Source organism: Streptomyces sp. NPDC001606 (assembly GCF_053596835.1).
The window spans coordinates 55,907-77,592 of sequence record NZ_JBSFHC010000023.1; the positions used below are offsets into that span (position 1 = coordinate 55,907).

Below are 21,686 nucleotides of genomic sequence, written 5' to 3' on the forward strand. Positions count from 1 at the left end.
CAACCCGCTCCGCGCCCTCGCCGAGTCCGGACGACGCGGGAACAGCGTGGAGCGGGTGCCGACCACCGGCGCGGGCCTGTCGGCCCTCAGCGCGTGTACAACTCCTCGATCCGGTCGGAGAAGTCGGCCGTGATCCGCTCCCGGCGGAGCTTCATCGACGGGGTGAGATGGCCCGCCGCCTCGGTGAAGTCGTACGGCAGCACGGCGAACCGGCGGATGGACTCGGGCCGGGAGACCAGCTTGTTCGCCTCGTCCACCGCCCGTTGCAGGACCTCCTCCAACTCCGGGTCGCCGATGAGCAGTTCCGGCGGCACCGGGTGCTTGCCGATCATCTGGCGCCAGTGGCCGACGCCGTCCGGGTCCAGGGTGATGAGGGCCGCCACATACGGGCGGGCGTCGCCGACCAGCATCACCTGGGAGATCAGCGGGTGCTGGCGCAGCCAGTTCTCCAGCGGGGCCGGCGCCACCGACTTGCCGCCCGCCGTGATCAGCAGCTCCTTCTTGCGGCCGGTGATGGTGAGATAGCCCTCGTCGTCCAGCCGGCCGAGGTCGCCCGTCGGCAGCCAGCCGTCCCGGGTCGCGGGGACGACACCGCCGGCCTGCGGATCCCAGTAGCCGCGCAGGACATGGTCGCCGGCGACCAGGATCTCGCCGTCCGCCGCGATCCGCACCCGGGTGCCGGGCAGCGGCCAGCCGACCGTGCCGAGGCGGGGCTTGAGCGGCGGGGTGACGGTGGTGGCACCGGTGGTCTCGGTCAGGCCGTACCCCTCGAAGATCTCGATGCCGGCGCCCGCGTAGAAGGCGGCCAGGCGGCGGCCGAGCGGGGAGCCGCCGCAGATGGCGTGCCGGACCCGGCCGCCCATGGCGGTGCGGATCTTGCGGTAGACGAGCGGGTCGTAGAAGGCGCGGGCGGTCTTCAGCGCGCGGCTCGGGCCGCTGCCGGTGCCGGTCTGGCGGGCCTCCAGCGCCTCGCCGTAGCGCCGGGCCACCGTCGCCGCCCGGTCGAAGACCGCCGCCCGGCCGCCCGACTCGGCCTTGGCCCGGGCGGAGTTGTAGATCTTCTCCAGCATGTACGGGATGGTCAGCAGACAGGTCGGCCGGAACGCGGCGAGGTCCGGCAGGAGGTCCTCGGGGGCCAGGCTCGGGGCGTGCCCGAGGCGCACCCGGGCCCGTACGCACGCGATGGCCACCATCCGGCCGAAGACATGGGACATGGGCAGGAAGAGGAGCACCGACGGGCTCTCGTCCTGCGCCTTGAAGACCGGGTAGAGCAGTTCGACGGCGTTGTCGGTCTCGGCGAGGAAGTTGCCGTGGGAGAGGGCGCAGCCCTTGGGGCGGCCGGTGGTGCCCGAGGTGTAGACGAGGGTGGCGAGCGTGCCGGGTCCGAGCATGCCCCGGCGTACGCCGACCTCGGCGTCCGGCACCTGCGCACCGGCCTCGGCGAGCCACTCCACGTGCCCCTGGTCCATCACCCACACATGCCGCAGGTCGGGCAGGTGCTGGAGTTCGGGGCCGAGGGCGGAGGCCTGGGCGGGGGTCTCGGTGACCAGGGCGACCGCGCCGGAGTCGTGCAGGATCCAGCGGGTCTGGAAGACCGAGGAGGTCGGGTAGACGGGCACGGTCACCAGGCCGGCCGCCCAGGCGGCGAAGTCGAGCAGGGTCCATTCGTACCGGGTGCGGGCCATGACGGCGATCCGGTCGCCCGGGGCGAGCCCCTCGGCGATCAGCCCCTTGGCCACCGCGAGCACCTGTTCCGCGAACCGCGCGGCCGTCACGTCCGTCCAGCGGCCGTCGGGGAGCCTGCGGCTGAGGACGACCTGGGCGGGGGCCGCCTCGGCGTTGTCGAAGGGCAGGTCGGCGAGCGAGCCATGGGTGACCGGCGGCGCGAACGGCGGTACGGACACCTCCCGTACGGCCCCGTCCAGCCGCTGGACCGAGGGCTCGACCAGGACCGGGCGGCCGTCGTAGTCGGTGGCGGAGACCGGGGCCTGCGGGGCGGCGGAGCCGGAGGAGACGGGGCTGGTCGGGTACGAAGTGGACACGGGCGGCTCCTCGGGCGGGCGGCGGTGCACCGCTGTGCTGCATGTGCTGCGGGTATTCCGTGACGTACGCGCCTCGCGCGCAGAGGCGTTCACCGGTGAAGAGCGGAAGAGACCGGTTACCGGCGGTAGGGAGGTGATCGTACGGGTCCCTCGTGGGGGGATTGTGCGGGTTCCGGGATGGTCCGGGGACGGGGATGTGCAAGGTGCACACCCTACTTACCTCCGGTAACCTTACTCTCCAGTAAGGATCTGGGACCGAGTCGTACGGGAGTCGTCCATGGCCGGCGCCATCACCCTGACCTCCGCGCCCGCGCTCGCCCCGCTGCTGGCGCGCGGCGCCCTGCGCTCACCGTTCAAACGGCCCTCACCGGACGCGGAGTTCCCCCGCACCCGCCTGGTCCTGCCCGGCCTGCGCGTCGACCTGGCCCGCCTGGCCGCGTACGAGCGGGTCTGCGGCTTCGCCACCGGCGCGGACGCCCTGCCCGTCACCTATCCGCACGTCCTCGGCTTCCCGCTGGCCATGCGGCTGATGAGCGGCCCGGACTTCCCGCTGCCGCTGCTGGGCCTGGTGCACACCTCGATCGAGATCGTCCGGCACAAGGGCCTCGCGGCCACCGGTGCGTACGAACTCGCCGTGTACGTCGAGGGCCTGGCCGCACACCGGCGCGGCACGGAGGCCACGGTGGTGACCGAGCTGCGCGACGACGCCGGCCTGGCGTGGGAGTCCCGCAGCACCTATCTGACCCGGCATCGCACCGAGGCCGGGACGGTGCGCGAGGTCCGGGACCTCAGGGAAGAGGCTCCGCTGCCCGTGCGCGCCGAGTGGCGGCTCGGCGGGGACATCGGCCGCCGCTACGGCGCCGTGTCGGGCGACCGGAACCCCATCCATCTGCACCCGCTCACCGCCCGCCTCTTCGGCTTCCCCCGCGCCATCGCCCACGGCATGTGGACCCTGGCCCGCTGCCTCGCCGCCCACGGCACGGAGGGCTCCGCCGTGGTGCGGGCCCGGTTCCTGGCGCCGGTGCTGCTGCCGGGCACGGTGCGGTACGGGGCGGACGGCGCGGGGCGGTTCGAGGTGCGGGGGGAGGGGGGAAGGGTGCAGGTGTGGGGGGCGGTGGGGTAGGCGCGTGGGGGTGCTGGTCCGTTGCCGGGTGCGGGTGAGGGGGTCCTCTGCGCGCAGTTCCCCGCGCCCCTGCGGGGCACTCAGCCGGCCGGCGGGATCCAGGGGCGTCCCCGCATGAGGTTGCCCAGGCCTGACCAGGCGAAGTTCATCAGGGTGGAGGCCGATTGGCGGGCGGTGACTCCTGGGGTGGCGTTGGCCCACGCGGCCAGGGACTCGGCGGCGCCGACCAGCGCCTCGGCCAGACCGGCGACCTCGTGTTCGGGCAGATCGGGGTCCTGGTGGGCCTCCCGTGCCGCCACCGCCACCAGCCGGGTCACGAACGCGACGATCTCCGCACGCATCGCGGCGGCCTCGGCCGCGAACGGCTCCCCGTGTGTACGGGCCTGGAGGTGCAGCACCGTCCAGCCGTCCGGATGCTCGGCGGTGTGCGCGAAGAACGCCTGGAGCCCGTCCCACAGCTGCCGGTCGGCGGACAGGCCGGGACGGACCGCCGCCCGCACGGCCCCCGTCAGCGCGGCGGCCTCGCGGCGGATGCAGGCGGTGAAGAGGTCTTCCTTGGAGTTCAGATAGAGATAGACCAACGGCTTGGACACGCCCGCCAGTTCGGCGATCTCGTCCATGGAGGCGGCCATATAGCCCCGCTGGCCGAAGATGCGCACGGCGGCGTCGAGCATCTGCTGCTCCCGCACCGCCCTCGGCATCCGCTTGGTCTTCGCCCCACCCATGAGGGCAAGACTAGTTGGACGCGGCGGCCTCGCCCTGCGCCCGAGCGGTGTCGTCGGCGACGTCCTCCTGGCTGCGGCTGGCCTCCAGGTTGGCCTTCATCCGGTCGACCCTGCCCACGATCTTCTCGGAGGCGCGGTCGCGCTCCCGGCGCAGCACCACCCAGCTGATCGGCGCCGAGACGATCAGGGCGAGCAGCAGGACCCACAGGCCGTTGGAGTCGCCGAAGCCGCGCGGGAAGATGCCGGAGTAGACGGCTCCCCAGACGACCACGAGGCAGCCCGCGAAGATACCGAGGCGCATCAGCGTGTAGCGGAGCATCTCAATCCACTCGTCCGATTCCAAAAGGGGTCATCGTCCAGTGAAGCACGAACCGGAAGGGATCTTGCAGGGGGGTCGGGGGCGGCGGGTCAGCCCAGCGGCAGCAGCATGAAGATGTCGTCGCGGTCGTCGCCGGGCGCGACCCGGATCGCTGCGGGCACCCGGCCGACCTCCTTGTAGCCGCAGGAGGCGTAGAAGCGCTCCAGCCCCAGGCCGCCCCGGCAGGTGAGCCGGATCGCCTCGATGCCCTCGAAGGTGCGGGCCGCGTCCTCGGCCGCCGCCAGCAGCTCACGGCCGTAGCCCTTGCCCTGGTGTGAGGGGTGGACCATCACCGTGTACAGCCACACCCAGTGCGTCATCAGCCGGTGCGTGTTGAAGGAGAAGAAGGCGGTCGCGGCCACCGCGCCCGTCTCGTCCCGGCCGACGAGCAGCCGGTGCCGGCCCTCGGCCATGGCCGCGAAGTGCTTCACCAGCTCCGGGCGGACCTCCGCACGGTCCACCGGGGGGACGAAACCGACCGCTCCGCCCGCGTTGCTGACATCGGTCCACAGATCGAGGATGCCGTCGCGCAGGTCCGGGGTGACGGCGGGGTCCAGGGTGAAGGTAAGGGCCATGCGCCGATCGTACCCATTACTTCAGGGCGCGTGCAGCCACTTTCAGATCGTCGACGAGTCCCTGGTAGGCGGCCTTGCGGTCGGCGTCGTCCTGCGCCCGCAGCACCGAGGACGGATGGACGGTCGGCACCAGCCGCTCGGGCCGCCCGTGGATCTCCCGCTCCAGGACCGTGCCGCGCACCTCTCCCACCCGGAAGGAGGAGCCGAGCAGCGCCTTGCCTGCCGTCGCGCCGAGCACCACGATCAGCTCCGGCTCCACGAGCGCCAGCTCCGCCGCGAGCCAGGGGCCGCACGCGGTCATCTCGCGCAGGTTCGGCGCCTTGTGGATCCGGCGCTTACGGGGTTCGGCCTGGGTGAACTTGAAGTGCTTGACCGCGTTGGTGACGTAGGCGTCCGCCGGGTCCAGGCCGGCTTCCTCCAGCGCCCGGTCGAGGAGTTTGCCGGCGGGGCCGACGAAGGGCCTGCCCTGCCGGTCCTCCTGGTCGCCGGGCTGTTCGCCCACGAGCATCACGCGGGCGTGGGCGTTCCCGGTGCCGAAGACGGTCTGCGTGGCGTTCTCGTGCAGGGGGCAGCCCCGGCAGTCGGCGGCGGCCTGCCGGAGGGTGCGGAGATCGGCGCCCTCCGGCACGAAGGGCTCCGCCGTGTAGGCGGATTCCGGTGCCTTGGCCATGTCTTGGCGAGTACCCGGTGTTTGGCGCGGGGAACGGGGGGGTGCGATTGGCCGTCGCCGGGTGCGGGTGCGTTGTGGCTGGTCGCGCCCACGCGGCGGAGCCGCATATCAGGCACAGCCCCGCGCCCCTTAAGTCAGACCCGCATCGGCTGGGGGGAGTCGCGGCGGGTGGGGTCCGGGGCGTCGTACTCGCGGATGATCTCGTAGCGGGTGTTGCGCTCCACCGGGCGGAAGCCCGCGTCGCGGATCAGCTCCAGCAGGTCCTCACGGGTCAGCTTGTTCGGCGTGCCGTAGTTGTCCGCGTCGTGGGTGATCTTGTACTCCACGACCGAGCCGTCCATGTCGTCGGCGCCGTGCTGAAGGGCCAGCTGGGCGGTCTGCACGCCGTGCATCACCCAGAACACCTTGACGTGCGGGACGTTGTCGAAGAGCAGCCGGGAGACGGCGAAGGTCTTCAGCGCCTCGGCGCCGGTCGCCATCTGGGTGCGCGCCTGGAGCCGGTTGCGGACCTTGCCGTCCTTCATGTCCACGAAGTCGTGCTGGTAGCGCAGCGGGATGAAGACCTGGAAGCCGCCGGTCTCGTCCTGGAGCTCGCGCAGCCGCAGGACGTGGTCGACGCGGTGGCGGGGCTCCTCGATGTGGCCGTACAGCATGGTGCACGGGGTCTTCAGACCCTTCTCGTGCGCCAGCCGGTGGATCCGGGACCAGTCCTCCCAGTGGGTCCGGTGGTCCACGATGTGCTGGCGGACCTCCCAGTCGAAGATCTCCGCACCGCCGCCGGTGAGGGACTCCAGGCCCGCGTCGATCAGCTCGTCCAGGATCTCCGAGGCGGACAGGCCGCTGATGCTCTCGAAGTGGTGGATCTCCGTCGCCGTGAAGGCCTTCAGGGAGACGTTCGGGAGGGCGGCCTTCAGCTCGCGCAGGGAGCGCGGGTAGTAGCGCCACGGCAGGTTCGGGTGCAGGCCGTTGACGATGTGCAGCTCGGTGAGGTTCTCCGACTCCATCGCCTTGGCGAGCCGGACGGCCTCCTCGATGCGCATCGTGTACGCGTCCTTCTCGCCCGGCTTGCGCTGGAACGAGCAGTACGCGCAGGACGCGGTGCACACGTTGGTCATGTTCAGGTGCCGGTTGACGTTGAAGTGGACCACGTCACCGTTCTTACGGGTGCGGACCTCGTGCGCGAGGCCGCCCAGCCACGCCAGGTCGTCCGACTCGTACAGCGCGATGCCGTCCTCGCGGGTCAGCCGCTCACCGGAGCGGACCTTCTCCTCCAGCTCGCGCTTGAGCCCGACGTCCATGCCAACACGCCCTTTCCACGACAGTTCCGACCAACGGTATCCCTACACCTCTTCGGGCAGCTCCCCGACCCGGTTCTCCCACTTGGTGGACAGCACGATGGTGGTGCGGGTCCGGGAGACGCCCTTGGTGCCGCTCAGCCGCCGGATGGTCTTCTCCAGACCGTCGACGTCCGTCGAGCGCACCTTGAGCATGAAGGAGTCGTCACCGGCGATGAACCAGCAGTCCTCGATCTCCGGCAGGTCCCGCAGCCGCTGCGCCACGTCCTCGTGGTCGGCGGCGTCGGACAGCGAGATGCCGATCAGCGCGGTGACGCCGAGGCCCAGCGAGGCCGCGTCGACCGTGGCGCGGTAGCCGGTGATGACACCGGCCGCCTCCAGCCGGTTGATGCGGTCGGTGACGCTGGGTCCCGACAGTCCGACGAGGCGTCCCAGCTCCGCGTAGGAGGCCCGGCCGTTCTCCCTCAGGGCCTGGATGAGCTGCCTGTCCACCGCGTCCATGCGATCGAAGCCTTCCGGTGAAAGTTCCTGAAGCGAATGAAGTGAATGGGGGTACTGCTCTGCTTGCCCTAGCCGCCCGGTGGGTGGTCCGTCGCGCCGCCGCCCAGCTCGCCCCGCCAGCGCCGGTACAGGCCGTGCTCGACGCCCGCCGCGTCCAGCACCCGCCCGGCCACGAAGTCCACCAGGTCCTGGATGTGCGTGGCCCCCGCGTAGAAGGCGGGCGAGGTCGGCACGACATGGGCGCCGGCGTCGTCCAGCGTGACCAGGTGGCGCAGCGTCTGGCCGGTGAGCGGGGTCTCCCGTACGGCCACCACCAGCGTCCGGCGCTCCTTGAGCGTGACGCTCGCCGCGCGCTGGAGCAGGTCCTTGGACAGGCCGAGCGCCACACCCGCGACACAGGCCGTCGAGGCCGGGACGACGATCATGCCCTTCGCCGGGTACGACCCCGAGGACGGACCGGCGGCGAGATCGCCCGCGCTCCAGTACCGCACCCCGCTGACGTCCGCCTCGAAGGTGCCGGGCTTGCCGTCGGCGCCCCGGGTCAGCCACTCCCGCAGGTCGCCTCGCCAGTGGGCGTCCCGGAACGGCAGCCCCGTCTCGTCCAGCAGCGTCAGCCGGGAGGCCCGGGACACCACCAGGTCCACGCTCTCCCCGGCGGCGAGCAGCGCACGCAGGACAGCGGCGGCATACGGGGTGCCGGACGCACCGGACACCCCTACGATCCAAGGCACGCGCTGCTTTTCTCCTGCGTTCACCCCTTGAGCGTACCGGTGGGTCGGCAACCGCTCAGGACGGGTGGGGCGCCGTGGGATCGAGGGGCAGCGCCCACACAGCCGGAGGCTACTCAGACGGTCAGGCCCCGGACCAGGAGATCGAGCAGAGCGCACACGAACAGGGCAATGCCGATGAAGCCGTTGACCGAGAAGAAGGCCCTGTTCAGGCGGGAGAGGTCGTGGGGGCGCACGATGCGGTGCTCGTAGCAGAAGGCGCCCGCGACGATCAGCAGGCCCAGCCAGAAGAAGGCCCCGGCGCCGGTGGCCACGCCGTACCAGGCCAGCAGGGCCGTGGTGACCGTGTGGCAGACCCGCGCGCCCCAGATGGCCGCCGGGATGCCGAAGCGGGCCGGTACCGACTTGACGCCGGTCTCGCGGTCGGTCTCGACGTCCTGGCAGGCGTAGATCAGGTCGAAGCCGCCGATCCAGATGCCCACGGCGAGGCCGAGGATCACCGCGTCCCAGGACCACTCCCCGCTGATCGCCAGCCAGCCGCCGACCGGGCCCATGGCCTGGGCGAGGCCCAGGATGGCCTGCGGGAAGTTGGTGAAGCGTTTCCCGTACGGGTAGACCACCATCGGGATCACCGCGACCGGGGCCAGCGCCAGGCACAGCGGGTTGAGCAGGGCGGCGGCGCCCAGGAAGACCACCAGGGCGATCAGGGCGCCGGTCCAGGCGTGCCGGACGGACATCGCGCCGGTCACCAGCTCGCGCTGGGCGGTGCGCGGGTTCCGGGCGTCGATCTCGCGGTCGATGATCCGGTTGACCGCCATCGCGAAGGTGCGCAGGCCGACCATGCAGACCGTGACCAGCAGCAGCCGGCCCCAGTGGATGTTCCGGTCCCACTGGTACATCGCGGTCAGCGAGGCGATGTAGGCGAAGGGCAGCGCGAAGACCGAGTGCTCGATCATCACGAGGCGCAGGAAGGCTTTGGTGCGTCCCGGTCGGGGGATCGCGGCGGAGGCGCTGGTCACAGTCCGTACTCCCTCCAGCGGCGGTCCACCAGGGCCGCCGTGGCCGGGTCGGACTCCACCATGTCCGGCCAGCCGCCGTCCCGGGTGTAGCCCTCCTCCGGCCACTTCTTCGTGGCGTCGATGCCCGCCTTGCCGCCCCAGAACTGCTGGTACGAGGCGTGGTCGAGGTGGTCGACGGGTCCTTCGGCGACCGTGAGGTCACGGGCGTAGTCGGTGTTGCCGAGGGCGCGCCAGGCGACCTCGTGCAGATCGTGGACGTCGCAGTCGGCGTCGACCACCACGATCAGCTTGGTCAGGGACATCATGTGTGCCCCCCAGACGGCGTGCATCACCTTCTGCGCGTGCTTCGGGTACTTCTTGTCGATCGAGACGATCGCGCAGTTGTGGAAACCGCCGGCCTCGGGCAGGTGGTAGTCCACGATGTCCGGGACGATGATCTTGAGGAGGGGCAGGAAGAAGCGTTCCGTGGCGCGGCCGAGCGGGCCGTCCTCCGTCGGGGGGCGCCCGACGACGATCGACTGGAGCAGCGGGCGCCTGCGCATGGTGACGCAGTCGATCTTCAGCGCCGGGAAGGGTTCCTGCGGGGTGTAGAAGCCGGTGTGGTCGCCGAACGGGCCCTCCGGGAGCATCTCGCCCGGCTCCAGCCAGCCCTCCAGCACCACCTCGGCGTTGGCCGGGACCTGGAGCGGGACCGTCTTGCAGTCGACCATCTCGATCCGCTTGCCCGCGATGAACCCGGCGAAGAGGTACTCGTCGATGTCGCCGGGGAGCGGGGCGGTGGAGGCGTAGGTGACGGCCGGGGGGCAGCCGAAGGCGATGGCGACCGGGAGGCGCTCGCCCCGGCGCGCGGCGACCTGGTAGTGGTTCCGGCTGTCCTTGTGGATCTGCCAGTGCATGCCGATGGTGCGCCGGTCGTGCCGCTGGAGGCGGTACAGGCCCAGGTTGCGGATGCCGGTCTCGGGGTCCTTGGTGTGGGTGAGCCCCAGGTTGAAGAAGGAGCCGCCGTCCTTGGGCCAGGTGAACAGGGCGGGGAGCCGGTCGAGGTCCACCTCGTCGCCGTGCAGGACGACCTCCTGCACGGGGGCCTCCTTGACCTTCTTCGGCGGTACGTGGGCCATCGCGCCGAGCTTGCCGAAGGCCTCGCGGACGCCGACGAAGCCGTGCGGCAGCTCGGGGCGGAGCAGTCCGCCGATCCGCTCCGAGATCTCGCCGTACGACTTCAGGCCGAGCGCCTTGAGGAGGCGGCGGTCGGTACCGAAGACGTTCATCGCCAGGGGCATCGCGGAGCCCTTGACGTTCTCGAAGAGCAGCGCCGGGCCGCCGGACTTCTGCACCCGGTCGACGATCTCCCCGACTTCCAGGTAGGGGTCCACCTCGGCCTTGATGCGCTTGAGGTCTCCCTCGCGCTCCAGCGCCCGCAGCAGGGAGCGAAGATCGTCGTAAGCCATGCGTCCCAGTATCTGCCACCCGCTAACCTGGGCCGGTCACCGGGGCCCGGCTCACCTCTCGGGGAGATCACACCACCATGCTCAGGTATCTGCCGTTCCTGCTGGTCCTGGCGCTGTGGATCTACGCGTTCGTGGACTGTCTGAACACCCCCGAGGACGAGGTGCGCCACCTGCCGAAGGTGGTGTGGGTGATCATCATCCTGCTCTTCGGCGAGGTGCTGGTCGGGCCGGTCGCCTGGCTGATCACGGGCCGGGTGCGGCGCACCGCGGCGGATGTCTCCGGGCCCGGCTGGGTCGCCCCCGACGACAACCCCGACTTCCTCCGTTCCCTCGGGAGGGACGACGACCCCGGGAAGGGCTGAGGCGTGGAACTCCGGCTGCTCGTGACCTTCGAGAAGGTCGCCACCGTCCTGAGCTTCACCCGGGCCGCGGCCGAGCTGTCGTACGCCCAGTCGAGTGTGACGAGTCAGGTGCGGGCGCTGGAGTCGTCCCTCGGGGTGGAGCTGTTCGACCGGCTGGGCGGCCGGATCCGGCTCACCGACGCGGGCGAGCGGCTGCTGCCGTACGCCCGGCGGATCATCGAACTGGCCGCGGAGGCCCGGGCGGCGGTCGCGGAGCCGGAGGAGCCGGAGGGGACCCTGACCGTCGGCACCATGGAGTCGCTCACCTCCTACCGGCTGCCGCCGCTGCTGGAGTACTTCCACCACCGTCACCCCCGGGTGCGGCTGGCCCTGCGCACCACCATCGGCGACGAGACCCGGCAGGCGCTCAGGCAGGGCACCTACGACGTCGGGTTCCTGATGGAGGAGGAGACCGTCCACCCGGGGCTGGAGGCCCTGGTGCTGACGGCGGAGACGCTGGCGCTGGTCGCGGCCCCGGGACACGCGCGGGCCGGCTCCTCGGTGACCACCGCCGAGCTGACCGGGGAGCGGCTGCTGGCGACCGAGCCGGGCTGCGCCTACCGGGATCTGTTCGAGCGGGAGCTGGCCGCCGCCGGGCCGGTGGAGTTCATGGAGTTCGGCACGATCGAGGCGACCAAGCGCGCGGTGGCGACCGGCCTCGGGATCGCACTGCTGCCCGAGGTGACGGTCGCCGCGGAACTCGCCGGGGGCTCGCTGGTCCGGCTCGGCTGGGAGCCTCCGTTCACGCTTCGCACGCAGCTCGCGTGGCGGGCCGGGAAGCGGCTTCCGGCGCACGCCCGGCTGTTCGTGGAGCGGGCGCGGGCGCTGCTGGCCGAGCCAGGGTGACCTTGAGGCTGGCCGTGACGATCAGCGGCACGCCCAGCGCCTGGACGGCTCCGATGTGGTGGCCGTACACCGCCCAGTCCATGAGCATCGCGACCGCCGGGTAGACGAAGGCGAGTACGGCGATCTTGGCGGTGGGCAGCTTGGCGTAGGCGGCGTACATCAGGACGTACATCACGCCGGTGTGGATCAGTCCGAGGCCGACCAGCCAGCCCCAGCGCCAGCCGGTGCCGCTCATGGCGCCGAAGTCGGCGAAGGGCAGCAGCAGCGGGATGCCGACCAGGACCTGGACGAGGGCGATCAGATGCGGGCGGACCCCGCTGATCCGCTTGGTGACCAGCGTGGACAGGCCGTACAGGAGCGCGGCGAGCAGGGCCTGGCCGATGCCGGTGAGGTAGCTGCCGCCGGTGGTGAAGTCGGCGGGGGTGACGCCCGAGACCAGGATCAGGCCCGCGAAGGCGAGCGCGATCCAGCCGGCCTTGGCGGCGGTGAGCCGCTCGCGGAAGAGGAGGGCGCCGAGGAGCACCACGTAGAAGGGCTGGGTGTGGTAGACGACGGTGGCCACCGAGATGGACGTGTTGCGGTACGACTGGAACAGCAGCACCCAGTTGAGGACGATGAACACCCCGCCGAGGACGGCGAGTCCGAGGGTGCGCGGGGTGAAGCCGTGGTCGCGGAGCCAGCCGCGGGCCAGGACATAGCCGCCCAGCGCCAGGGCGCCGAACAGCACGCGGAAGAAGACGACGTCGAAGGGCGAGGCGCCCGACTGGACGACGAAGACACCGAGGGTGCCGGACAGCACCATCGCGGTCGTGAGCTGGGCCGTGCCCTTGTTCTCCGGGGTCATGGCAGGGACGCTACGAAGGTCCGCGGGCCCGGGTCCACGGGCCGCTGGGGCGTCCTGCCGATGGGCCCATCGGCGGTGCCGATGAGCCCAGGTCAGGGCGGTCGGTCAGATCCTGGCCCAGCTCTGGGAGGAGGTACCGGAGGAGCAGGTCGCCTCGGCGACTCCGCCGCCGAAGGCGATGTCGAGGCAGCCGCCGTCGTAGGCGGTGCTCAGGGAGTTCCCGGACCCCGTGCGCCAGCGCAGGTTGCTGCCGCCCTGGGCGCAGTCGCCGACGAAGACGGCCTGGTTCTTGCCGTTGGCGCTCAGGCAGGAGCCGGTGGAGACGTTCACGACCTTCACGGTGCCGTCGGAGGCGCTGCGGAAGGTCCAGCGGGCGGACGCGGCCGTGCACTCACCGAAGCCGGTGGAGCCGTAGACCTGGATCAGGCACTTGTCGTTCTCGCCGTTCTTCAGCCGGAAGGGGCTGGCGCCGGTCGAACCGCCGCCGCCGGTGGAGCCGCCGCCCGTGGTCGAACCGCCGGTGGAGCCGCCGCTGCCGCCGGTCCCGCCAGTCCCGCCGGTCCCGCCGGTCCCGCTGGTTCCGCCGGTGGAGCCTCCGATGGTGCCCCCTGTGCTGCCCGAGCCGCCGGTCGTACTCGTCCCACCACCCGTGCCGGAGCCGCCGTCCGTCGTGCTCGTGCCGCCTGACCCGCCGCCGCCCCGGTGGTCCCGACCCGCCGTCCGGTCGCCGCCCTTCTTGGCGCCCGCCGGGGACGCCGACGCCTTGCCGCTCGCCTTACCGCCCGGCTTCCCGCTCGGCTTCGGTGACGCGGCCGAGGGGCTCCCGGAGGAGGCGCCGGGCACGGGCTCGGCGGTCACGGCGGCGGAGGGTCCGGGGCGGCCGGCGCTGCCGTCCCGGTGGCTGTCGCGGACGTACGGCGCCAGCTGGAAGGCGAGGGTGGCCACGCCGGCACCGACCACGATCGGTACGACCCCCACGAGCACCCGGGTACGGCGGCGCCGCTCCGGCCGTACCGCCCCGCCCCGCACGACGACCTCCGGCCCGGACCCGGGCTCGGGCTCGGGCTCCGGCGCCTTGCCCTTCTCCCCCGCGGCCGGTTCCTCGGCCGGCTCCCCGGCCGGTTCCTCCGCGGTGACGGGCGGCACCTCGGGCACCCGCGCGGCGAACTCCGCCCGGGTGCGCAGGCGTTCGGTGACGGCGGCGGGCCACAGGGGGTCGGCGGACGGCACCCGGGTGGCGGCCCGTTCGGCCAGCTCCGCCGCGGTGGGCCGGCCCTCGGGGTCCTTGTCCAGGCAGTCGGCGACCACATCGGCCAACGCCGGGTCCAGCTCCCGGAGTTCGGCCAGGTCGGGCTGCTCGTGCACGATCCGGTACAGCACCCCGTGCCCGGACTCCTCGCCGAACGGCGGGCGGCCGGAGCCCGCGTAGGCCACCACCGAGCCGAGCGCGAAGACGTCCACCGCGCCGGTCAGCCGCCGGGCGCCGGAGGCCTGTTCGGGGGACATGTAGGCCGGGGTGCCCACCACCATCCCGGTGCGGGTGAGCTGGCTCTGCTCGGCCGCCCGGGCGACCCCGAAGTCGATCAGGGTGACCCCGTCCAGGGTCAGCATGACGTTGGACGGCTTGATGTCCCGGTGGACCATGTCGAGGGCGTGCACCGCGGCCAGCCCCGCCGCCGCCTCGCGCAGCAGCAGCCACAGCGACTCGGCCGGCAGCGGCCCGCCGTGCGCCTCGACGGCCTCGCGCAGGGTCAGGCCGGGCACGTACGCGGTGGCGAACCACGGCGGCCGGGCGTCGCGGTCCCCGGCGAGCAGCGGCGCGGTGGCGTCCGCGGGCAGCCGGGCGAGGTTGTCCAGTTCGTGGCCGAAGCGGCGGACGAAGTCCTGGTCCTCGGCGACGACCGACGGCAGCACCTGCTTGACGGCGGCGTACCGCCCCTCGTGCACACCGAGGTAGACCCGCCCCATGCCGCCGGCCCCGAGCCGGCCGACGAGCGGGATGGGCCCGATCCGCGGGGGGTCGTCGGCCTCCAGCGGCTCCACCCCGTGCAGTTCCCCGTTTTCCCCGTTCACGTTTCTCCCCCTGGCTCAGCGCGCGTAGGACCCGAGTCCCACGAGGCAGTAAACGTACTCGTTGACCGTGGCTCCGTTGAGCGTGTAGCGCGAGGAAAAGGCGTACTGCGTACGGGGGTTGGCGTTGCAGCGGCTCATGTCCGAGGTCAGCGGGATGGTTTCGATGACCTTGTAGTGCGCGTCGGACGCCGAGCAGGAGACCTCGTCCACGCCGCTGACCGACTGGGCGGTCGTGGAGTCGGGCAGGGTGCCGTTGAGGCAGGTGCCGGAGGTGTAGGGGCTGGGCTCCGGGGTGGGGCTGCTGTAGGGGTCGCTGGAGTACGGGTCGCTGGAGTACGGGTCACTGGGGTACGGGTCGCTGCTGTACGCATCGCTGGGCTCGCTGCTCGGCGTGTACGGGCCGCTGGTCAGCGTGTACGGCGACGGGGACGTGCCGGCGTCGTCGGACGCACCGTCCCCGTTCCCGCCCTGGTTGACCACCACCAGGAGGATCACCACGAAGGCGATGACCCCGAGCACGCCCAGGCAGGCCATGCCCGGTCTCTTCGACTCGGGGGGCGTGGGCGAGGACATGGGCGGCTCCTGGGTGTGAGGATGTGCACCGGTGGCGGCGCGACGGCGGACCACTGTTTCTAAAATACCGTTCTAGAAAAGCATTCCACTATGAGCCGAAAGCAGCAACGCGGTGAAGCAACCGTGGAGACCCTTCTGGACGCCGCCCTGCGCGTGTACGCCGAGGCGGGTGACCAGGGGCTGACCGTGGGCGCCGTCACCCGGGCCAGCGGGGTCAGCCTGGGCAGCCTCTACCACCACTTCGGCAGCATCGACGGACTGATGAACGCGCTGGTGATGCGGTGGCTGGAGCGGCTGCTCGGGGACCTGGTCCAGGCGCTGGAGGGCACGCGCACGGCGCACACCGGCATCCGCGCGCTGGTCGGCGCCTATCTGCGCTTCGTCCAGGACCACCCGGACGCCGGCCGGCTGCTGCACTCCGCCTACGCCGACCGGCAGGGCATGGCCGACGGGCGGCGGCTCCGGGACGCCCAGGAGGCCCGGCTGTCCCCCCTGGCCCAGTGGGCGCAGGCGTACGTCGACGCAGGAGAGCTGGCCCCGCTCCCGGCGCCGCTGCTGGAGGCGCTCATCCTCGGCCCGGTCACCGCGGTCGCCCGCCGCCACCTGTCCGGCGCGGACGCCCCGGACGCCGTGGATCTCGACCAGGCGGCGCTGCTGCTGCCGGAGCGGATCTGGCGGGCGGTGGCGGCGGAGGGGTGAGCGCCACCGTCGGTTAATCAGCCCCGCGTTCGCCCCGCCACCCGTTGAGTGGAAATGAACCGGACGGGCATGTCCCCGCCGCCTCCCACGGCATTGCCTTGAGGGGGCCCACATCCAGCCAGGGGCCCCTTCTGCGATAGGAGAGGCGTGCGAATCACTGACATCCAGCGCTGCGAGGTCCGGCCGGGACGGCTCGTCGAGTGGACGCTGAGCCCGGCCACCGTCGCGGCGGCGACCGCGCTGCCGGAGGACTCCCGGCCGCCTGCCTACATCCAGGAGTCGCACATCCGGACCGCCAAGTGCGTACGGGATGACGGCCTGTTCGTGCCGACCTGGCTCGGCACCGCCTTCGACCTGCCCGGTCCGGTCGACCTCGACGTGCTCCAGGAGGCGTTGCGCGCCTGGACCGTACGGCACGAGACGCTGCGCAGCGGCTTCCGCTGGGCGGGTCCCGGCGGGGACGAGCTGCGCCGGTTCACGCTCGACGCCGACGCCGTCCTGCTGCACCGGCAGGAGGCCGGCCACTTCCCCGACGCGGACGGCCTGGTCCGGCATCTCCAGGACCGCTTCGACACCGTCGCGGACGCGCTGCACTGGCCGAATCTGATCTACACGGCGGTGGTCCGGGAGCACGACACCAGCGTCTACATGGCGTTCGACCACAGCAATGTCGACGCCTACTCGCTGACCCGGATCGCCGCCGAGGTGAGCGAGCTGTACGCGGCGGGGCTGGCCGGGCGGGCGCCCGAGGAGCGGGCCCCGGCCGCGAGTTACGTCGACTTCTGCGAGCTGGAGCGTGCGGACGCCGACGGCATCGACGCGCAGCACGCGATCGTGGCCCGCTGGCGCGAGTTCATCCGGCGCTGCGACGGCGGACTGCCGAGCTTCCCGGTGGACCTCGGCCTGGAGCCGGGCGGCCCGCTGCCGCGCCAGCGGATGCTGTGCGAGCCGCTGGCCGACGCGGCGGAGGCGGCGGCGTTCGAGGCGTACTGCCGTCCCTACGGCGGCAGCCAGGTCGGGCTGCTGGCCGCGACCGGGCTGATCGTGCACGAGCTGGGTGGGCAGCCGGTGTACCGGACGGTGGTGCCGTTCCACACCCGGGTGAAGTCCCGGTGGAGCGACTCGGTCGGCTGGTACGTCGGCGGCGCCCCGATCGAGGTGCCCGTCGACGGCACGACGGGGCTGCGGGACGCCATGCGGGCGGTCCGGGACGAGCTGCGGGCGGCCCGGCCGCTGTCCCGGATGCCGCTGGCCCGGGTGCTGCGCCTGCTGGGGGCGGACTTCCGGCCCACCTCCCCCGACCTGTACTCGATCGTGTCGTACGTCGACACCCGCTCCGTCCCCGGCGCCGAGCGGTGGGCCGAGCAGCGGGCGCACGCGCTGCTGCGGGTGTCGTACGGCGACCAGGTGTGCGTGTGGGTGAACCGGATGCCCGAGGGGCTGTGGCTGGCGAGCCGCTACCCGGACACGGATGTGGCGGCGAAGAACATGCGGCTGTACGTCGAGCGGTTGCGCGACCACATCGCCGCCCTGGCGGACGGAGCGCTTCCGGCGGTTTCGTAATCCAACGGACATCACTGGCCCTGGTCCGATACAACTTCCCCTTCCTACACTGCCGTTGAGGGGGAGGGGATGCGGTGCACAGAGGGTTGCACGGGCGCGGGGCCCTGTTCGACGTGGATCCGGCGGGTCTCGCACCGCGCCTGGTGGGGCTGCGGCCCGGTCATCACCGGGCCCATCCGTACGAGCATCCCGAGGAGCCGCCCTTCGTGGTGCTGACCGGGGCCCGGGGTCTCGGCAAGAGCGCGGTGCTCGCGGAGTTGCGCGAGGCCTACCGGGGGCACACCCCGGTGGCGCTGGTCGACTGCGCGGAGCCGCAGTTCGCGCGGCCGCCCGCGGACCGGCCCGCCGAGTCGTGGTCGCCGCTCGCCCAGGGGCTGCTGGTGATCGCCGAGCAGCTGGCGGCGCCGGTGACCGGTGCCGGGCGGATCACCTTCCCGCGGCTGATGTCGGGCCTGGTCGCGGTGGCCGCGGGCGGCTGGGGCGACGCGGACGGGGAGCGGATCCGCCGGGAGGTCGAGCGGATCCTGCTGCTGAACGAGAGCGGGTCGTGGATCAGCGGCTTCGCCGGGCGCTGGGCCGGGAAGGTGGCGGCGAAGGTGGTCGCGGCGGCCACCGGCACCGGGCCGCTGGTGTCCGGCGCGATCGAGGCGACCCTGGAGTCGGTCGCGGAGGGCTTCACCAGCCGTCGGCACCAGAAGGCGTCGGTGTGGTACCGGACGTATCCGAACGCGGGCGGCAACGCCGAGCGGGGGCTGATCCTGCTGTCCGGGCACTTCCGGGCGGGCGGCACCTCGCGGGAGCACGCCGAGCGGTATCTGGTGCGGGCGCTGCTGACCGACCTGTCGGAGGCGTACCAGGGGGTGCTGCCGCGGATGAAGCGGCTCGGGCGGCCGCTGGTGCTGCTGGACGAGGCCCGGTCGGCGCCGGGGCCCGGGCTGACCGCGGCGGTGCTGCGGGACCGCGCGGAGGGCCTGCGGGACCAGGTGGTCTTCGTCGCGGCCCGGCGCGGGGAGGCCCGCGAGGAGCTGCCCGGCGCGGCCCGGCGGCAGCTGGCGGAGGTGGCCCGGCGCACCGACTGGGTGCCGGACGCGGCGCCCTCCGCACGAGCGCTGGTGGTGGCGCTGCCGCCGCTGAGCCCGGACGACACCCTGCACATCGTCGGCGCGGTCTGCGCGGACACCGCCGTGCCGCCCCAGCTGCCGCACGCCATCCACCGGCTCACCGGCGGCAATCCGCTGGGCATCGAGCTGATCGCCGAGTCGGCCGCGCAGCACCTGCCCGGGGTGTCCTCGCTGGGCGAGCTGCTCACCGCGCCGGTGCGGCCCGCCGAGGACCGGCCGGCCGTCCCCGCCTACGAGGCGCTGCTGGACCGGCTGGTGCCGGCCGAGCGGCTGGCGGAGCTGACCGTGCTGGCCGCCGCGCACGACCACGGCTCGGCCAGTGCGCTGGCGGCGGCGCTGCTGCCGGACACCTTCGGCCCGGCGAGCGTGCGGGAGATACAGACGCTGCTGGCCGAGGAGGGGCTGCCGGCGGTGCCGGGGCAGTTCGTGGGCGACCCGTTCGTGCGCACCCTGCTGCTGCTGCGGCTGCACCTGACCGACCCGGACCACGGGATGTGGCGGAAGGCGCACGAGACGCTGATCACCCACTACACCGAGGCCGAGGACGCCCGGTACCGGCTCCACCACGAGCTGGCCCTCGGTGTCACCGAGCCGGCGGTGGCCGAGCTGCGTGACTCGTTCCCGACCGCGGACACCGGGGAGTGGCTGCGCACCCTGCGGTTCGTCGCGTCCGCGCCGTACTTCCACGCACACGACGCCGAGGGCCGCGACTTCACCGGGCGCGGGGACCGGCGGGCGGCGGTGGCGCTCGGCCGGACGGACGCCGGCCGGCCGGTGCCGGAGGGCGTGGACGCCGTACTGCACCTGCGGATACGGCGGCTGCTGCACGCGGTGTGGCAGCTGGGCGATCCGCTGGTGCTGCCGGACCCGCAGGTGTGCGACCGGCTCCGGTTCGAGCTGGAGCAGCTGTCCAATCTGCGCCCCGCGGGCAACGCCCTGCTGTGGCGGGCGTCCCGGGACTGGCCGGCGGCGGCGCTGGCCGGGCGCCCGATGGAGGATCCCGAGGAGCTTCGGGACGGGCCGGACGACGACCGCGGGGAGGCGTGATGGCACGTGTGGGGACCTGGTTGCGGGAGAGCGTGTGGGAGATCCCGCTGCGCCGTGTGCTCGCCCTGCTGGTGGCGGCGGCCCTGGTGGCCGGGGTGGTGTTCGCGGTGCGGGCGCTCACCCACGAGGACCTGTCGTGCGCGCCCGGGGTGAGCCGGGCCGCGGCGGGCGACGAGTGCGTGGGCGTGGCGACGGGACCGGAGCCGTACGACTTCGGGCAGCCCACGCTGCGGCCCGTCGCCCAGGCGATCGCGGACGAGAACGCCACGCTGAAGCAGGGCAGCTACGTGACGGTGGCGATGATGCTGCCGTACACCGCGACCTCCGCGACCAGCCTGACGGACATCCGGCACCAGCTCCAGGGCGCCTATCTGGCGCAGTACCAGGCCAACCACCGGGCGAACGGTCAGACTCCGCAGATCCGGCTGGTGCTGGCCAGCCAGGGGACGGCCGACGACGGCTCGCATCCCTGGCAGCGGACGGTGGACGAGCTGGTGACCATGGCCCGGGGCGCGGACCGGCTGCGGGCGGTCGCGGGGATCGGGCAGAGCACCGACATCGGCAAGGCGGTCGTCCGGGCCCTGACGCGGCAGGGCGTCCCGGTGATCGGCTCCTCCATCTCCGCCGACGACCTCGCCAACGGGCAGCACGACAAGGACCCCTTCCCCGGTCTGGCCCGGGTGTCGCCGACCAACACCGACGAGGCCCGGGCGCTGGCCTCCTTCGCCAAGGTGAACGCGGGCCGGGCGGTGCTGGTGTACGACAAGCCGGGCGACCCGTACACCGAGACGCTCAAGAACTCGTTCCAGGCGCTGATCAAGGGCTCGCCGTACGGGGCGCAGCTGTTCACCCCGCCCGCCGACCGCAGCCAGGAGGGCACCACCCCGAACACCTTCCGGCAGATCACCACCATGCTGTGCAGCACCTCGCAGACGACGGACACGGTGCTGTTCGCCGGCCGGCACACCCAGTTGCGGCAGTTCATCAACGCGCTCGGGGCACGCGGCTGCCAGAACCGGAGGTTCACGGTACTGACCGGCGACGAGGCGTCCTATCTCACCCATGACGGCTTGCTGGACCGGGACGCCCTGCGGCACAACCTCTCGGTGCGCTACACGGCCCTCGCCCATCCGGACGCCTGGCGGACGAACCCGCCGGCGACGGGCGGCTCGGCGGCGGACTACGCCACGATGGAGAAGCTGGTGGCGGCCGCCGCCCGGAAGCCGGTGGGTCCGATCGGCCCGGTCGCCCTGGACGACGGACAGCTGATCATCGGCTACGACACCGTGAACCTCGCGGTGGACGGCATCCGCCAGGCGGTGCCGGACGGCGCCTACGTCCCCGAGCTGCGGGACGTCGGACTCCAGTGGCCGCATGTCAACGGGCCGCTGCGGGTGAACGGGGCGAGCGGCTGGATCTGTCTGACGGCGCACGGCAACCCGTACGACAAGGCCGTGCCGATCGTGGAGCTGACCCCGGACGGCGGCGCGCGGTTCGTCCGGATCGCCTGGCCGGAGGGCAAGCCGCCGAACAAGGCCTGCCTGCCGCCGTCGTAGATCCGGTGGATCCGGTGGATCCGAAGGGGGCTTCTAGGCGCTGCCCGCCCAGGCGATCAGGCGCTCGAAGCGGCGGCGCCAGGCCTCCTCGGAAGTCTGCTCGGCCTGCTCGCCCTGGAACTCGTGGGTGAAGCGGAGCACACACTCCGTGGCCCCGTCGCGCTCCAGGTGGAACCGGATCCGGCCGCCCGCCCCGACCGTGTACTCGGCGACCCGGTCCACGTCCCAGGCGGTCACCCGGCCGGAGCCCAGCTCGGGCAGGGTGACCGCGCCGTCGAGCCGGGGTTGCAGCACGTCGACGGGGGTGCACCAGGCCCCGAGCCCCTCGGGGCTGGCCACCGCCGGCCAGATGTCTTCCATGGACCTCGGGAGCCGCACCAGAAGGTGGATTATGTGCGTGTTCCCGTGGGTCTGACTGGTGCCCTGTGCGATGGAACCGCTCATGACACCAGTGTGGGCACCCTTCGCCCCGGCCGCCC

General features: G+C 72.6%; 21 protein-coding genes. 7 read left to right on the plus strand and 14 right to left on the minus strand.

What is annotated here, in order from left to right; genetic code table 11:
* Positions 1–86 precede the first annotated feature (86 nt).
* Positions 87–2,042: an AMP-dependent synthetase/ligase gene (locus tag ACWCV9_RS32190; protein WP_450791870.1), complete on the minus strand. Its 1,956-nt coding sequence runs from the start codon at positions 2,040–2,042 to the stop codon at positions 87–89.
* A gap of 277 nt (positions 2,043–2,319) precedes the next feature.
* Here ACWCV9_RS32190 and ACWCV9_RS32195 point away from each other — a divergent pair, with 277 nt between their 5' ends.
* Complete coding sequence (locus ACWCV9_RS32195; RefSeq protein ID WP_450791872.1) at positions 2,320–3,165, plus strand: MaoC family dehydratase; 846 nt, start codon at positions 2,320–2,322, stop codon at positions 3,163–3,165.
* Between the two features lie 80 nt (positions 3,166–3,245).
* Here ACWCV9_RS32195 and ACWCV9_RS32200 read toward each other — a convergent pair whose 3' ends face one another.
* The 9 genes from ACWCV9_RS32200 to ACWCV9_RS32240 form a co-directional block, all read right to left on the minus strand.
* Positions 3,246–3,890, minus strand: coding sequence for a TetR/AcrR family transcriptional regulator (locus ACWCV9_RS32200; RefSeq protein ID WP_450791874.1), 645 nt, complete (start codon positions 3,888–3,890; stop codon positions 3,246–3,248).
* Positions 3,891–3,900: 10 nt separating this feature from the next.
* On the minus strand, positions 3,901–4,209 hold the full coding sequence (locus ACWCV9_RS32205; RefSeq protein ID WP_450791876.1) for a DUF4229 domain-containing protein: 309 nt from the start codon (positions 4,207–4,209) through the stop codon (positions 3,901–3,903).
* An 89-nt stretch (positions 4,210–4,298) separates the two neighbouring features.
* Positions 4,299–4,823, minus strand: a complete 525-nt coding sequence (locus tag ACWCV9_RS32210) for an N-acetyltransferase family protein (protein WP_450791877.1) — start codon at positions 4,821–4,823, stop codon at positions 4,299–4,301.
* 16 nt (positions 4,824–4,839) lie between these two features.
* Positions 4,840–5,493, minus strand: a complete 654-nt coding sequence (locus ACWCV9_RS32215) for a UdgX family uracil-DNA binding protein (protein ID WP_450791879.1) — start codon at positions 5,491–5,493, stop codon at positions 4,840–4,842.
* Positions 5,494–5,627: 134 nt separating this feature from the next.
* Positions 5,628–6,791, minus strand: a complete 1,164-nt coding sequence (mqnE, locus tag ACWCV9_RS32220; protein WP_450791881.1) for an aminofutalosine synthase MqnE — start codon at positions 6,789–6,791, stop codon at positions 5,628–5,630.
* Positions 6,792–6,833: 42 nt separating this feature from the next.
* The gene (locus ACWCV9_RS32225) at positions 6,834–7,289 is read right to left on the minus strand and encodes an Lrp/AsnC family transcriptional regulator (RefSeq protein WP_103812702.1); all 456 of its coding nucleotides are present in this window, start codon (positions 7,287–7,289) and stop codon (positions 6,834–6,836) included.
* 68 nt (positions 7,290–7,357) lie between these two features.
* Positions 7,358–8,020 (minus strand): UbiX family flavin prenyltransferase, encoded by a 663-nt coding sequence (locus ACWCV9_RS32230; protein WP_450791883.1) that lies wholly within the window; start codon positions 8,018–8,020, stop codon positions 7,358–7,360.
* Positions 8,021–8,133: 113 nt separating this feature from the next.
* Positions 8,134–9,036, minus strand: a complete 903-nt coding sequence (mqnP, locus tag ACWCV9_RS32235; RefSeq protein WP_450791884.1) for a menaquinone biosynthesis prenyltransferase MqnP — start codon at positions 9,034–9,036, stop codon at positions 8,134–8,136.
* Positions 9,033–10,484 carry a menaquinone biosynthesis decarboxylase gene (locus ACWCV9_RS32240; protein ID WP_385841875.1) on the minus strand — a complete coding sequence of 484 codons (1,452 nt, stop codon included), beginning with the start codon at positions 10,482–10,484 and terminating at the stop codon, positions 9,033–9,035. Before ACWCV9_RS32240 ends, mqnP begins: the two co-directional genes overlap by 4 nt.
* 77 nt (positions 10,485–10,561) lie before the next feature.
* On the opposite strand from ACWCV9_RS32240, the gene ACWCV9_RS32245 reads away from it, so the two are divergent.
* Positions 10,562–10,846 carry a PLD nuclease N-terminal domain-containing protein gene (locus ACWCV9_RS32245; protein ID WP_385841876.1) on the plus strand — a complete coding sequence of 95 codons (285 nt, stop codon included), beginning with the start codon at positions 10,562–10,564 and terminating at the stop codon, positions 10,844–10,846.
* A 3-nt stretch (positions 10,847–10,849) separates the two neighbouring features.
* Positions 10,850–11,731 (plus strand): LysR family transcriptional regulator, encoded by an 882-nt coding sequence (locus ACWCV9_RS32250; protein ID WP_450791886.1) that lies wholly within the window; start codon positions 10,850–10,852, stop codon positions 11,729–11,731.
* On the opposite strand, the gene ACWCV9_RS32255 is transcribed toward ACWCV9_RS32250, so the two are convergent.
* From ACWCV9_RS32255 to ACWCV9_RS32265, 3 genes are all read right to left on the minus strand, one after another.
* Positions 11,628–12,575, minus strand: a complete 948-nt coding sequence (locus ACWCV9_RS32255; RefSeq protein ID WP_450791888.1) for a DMT family transporter — start codon at positions 12,573–12,575, stop codon at positions 11,628–11,630. The genes ACWCV9_RS32250 and ACWCV9_RS32255 overlap by 104 nt on opposite strands.
* A gap of 105 nt (positions 12,576–12,680) precedes the next feature.
* A complete protein-coding gene (locus ACWCV9_RS32260; protein ID WP_450791890.1) occupies positions 12,681–14,648 on the minus strand; it encodes a serine/threonine-protein kinase in 1,968 nt (655 codons plus the stop codon).
* A 15-nt stretch (positions 14,649–14,663) separates the two neighbouring features.
* Entirely contained in the window at positions 14,664–15,221 is a 558-nt protein-coding gene (locus ACWCV9_RS32265) for an LppU/SCO3897 family protein (protein ID WP_450791892.1), read from the minus strand.
* A 90-nt stretch (positions 15,222–15,311) separates the two neighbouring features.
* Between ACWCV9_RS32265 and ACWCV9_RS32270 the strand changes: the two genes are divergently transcribed.
* The 4 genes from ACWCV9_RS32270 (at position 15,312) to ACWCV9_RS32285 (ending at position 21,207) form a co-directional block, all read left to right on the plus strand.
* Positions 15,312–15,920: a TetR/AcrR family transcriptional regulator gene (locus tag ACWCV9_RS32270; RefSeq protein ID WP_450791893.1), complete on the plus strand. Its 609-nt coding sequence runs from the start codon at positions 15,312–15,314 to the stop codon at positions 15,918–15,920.
* A gap of 147 nt (positions 15,921–16,067) precedes the next feature.
* On the plus strand, positions 16,068–17,483 hold the full coding sequence (locus tag ACWCV9_RS32275; RefSeq protein WP_450791895.1) for a condensation domain-containing protein: 1,416 nt from the start codon (positions 16,068–16,070) through the stop codon (positions 17,481–17,483).
* Between the two features lie 74 nt (positions 17,484–17,557).
* The gene (locus tag ACWCV9_RS32280) at positions 17,558–19,651 is read left to right on the plus strand and encodes a hypothetical protein (RefSeq protein WP_450791897.1); all 2,094 of its coding nucleotides are present in this window, start codon (positions 17,558–17,560) and stop codon (positions 19,649–19,651) included.
* On the plus strand, positions 19,651–21,207 hold the full coding sequence (locus ACWCV9_RS32285) for an ABC transporter substrate-binding protein (RefSeq protein WP_450791899.1): 1,557 nt from the start codon (positions 19,651–19,653) through the stop codon (positions 21,205–21,207). Before ACWCV9_RS32280 ends, ACWCV9_RS32285 begins: the two co-directional genes overlap by 1 nt.
* A 33-nt stretch (positions 21,208–21,240) precedes the next feature.
* On the opposite strand, the gene ACWCV9_RS32290 is transcribed toward ACWCV9_RS32285, so the two are convergent.
* A complete protein-coding gene (locus ACWCV9_RS32290) occupies positions 21,241–21,567 on the minus strand; it encodes an SRPBCC family protein (protein WP_385841886.1) in 327 nt (108 codons plus the stop codon).
* Between the last annotated feature and the right edge of the window lie 119 nt (positions 21,568–21,686).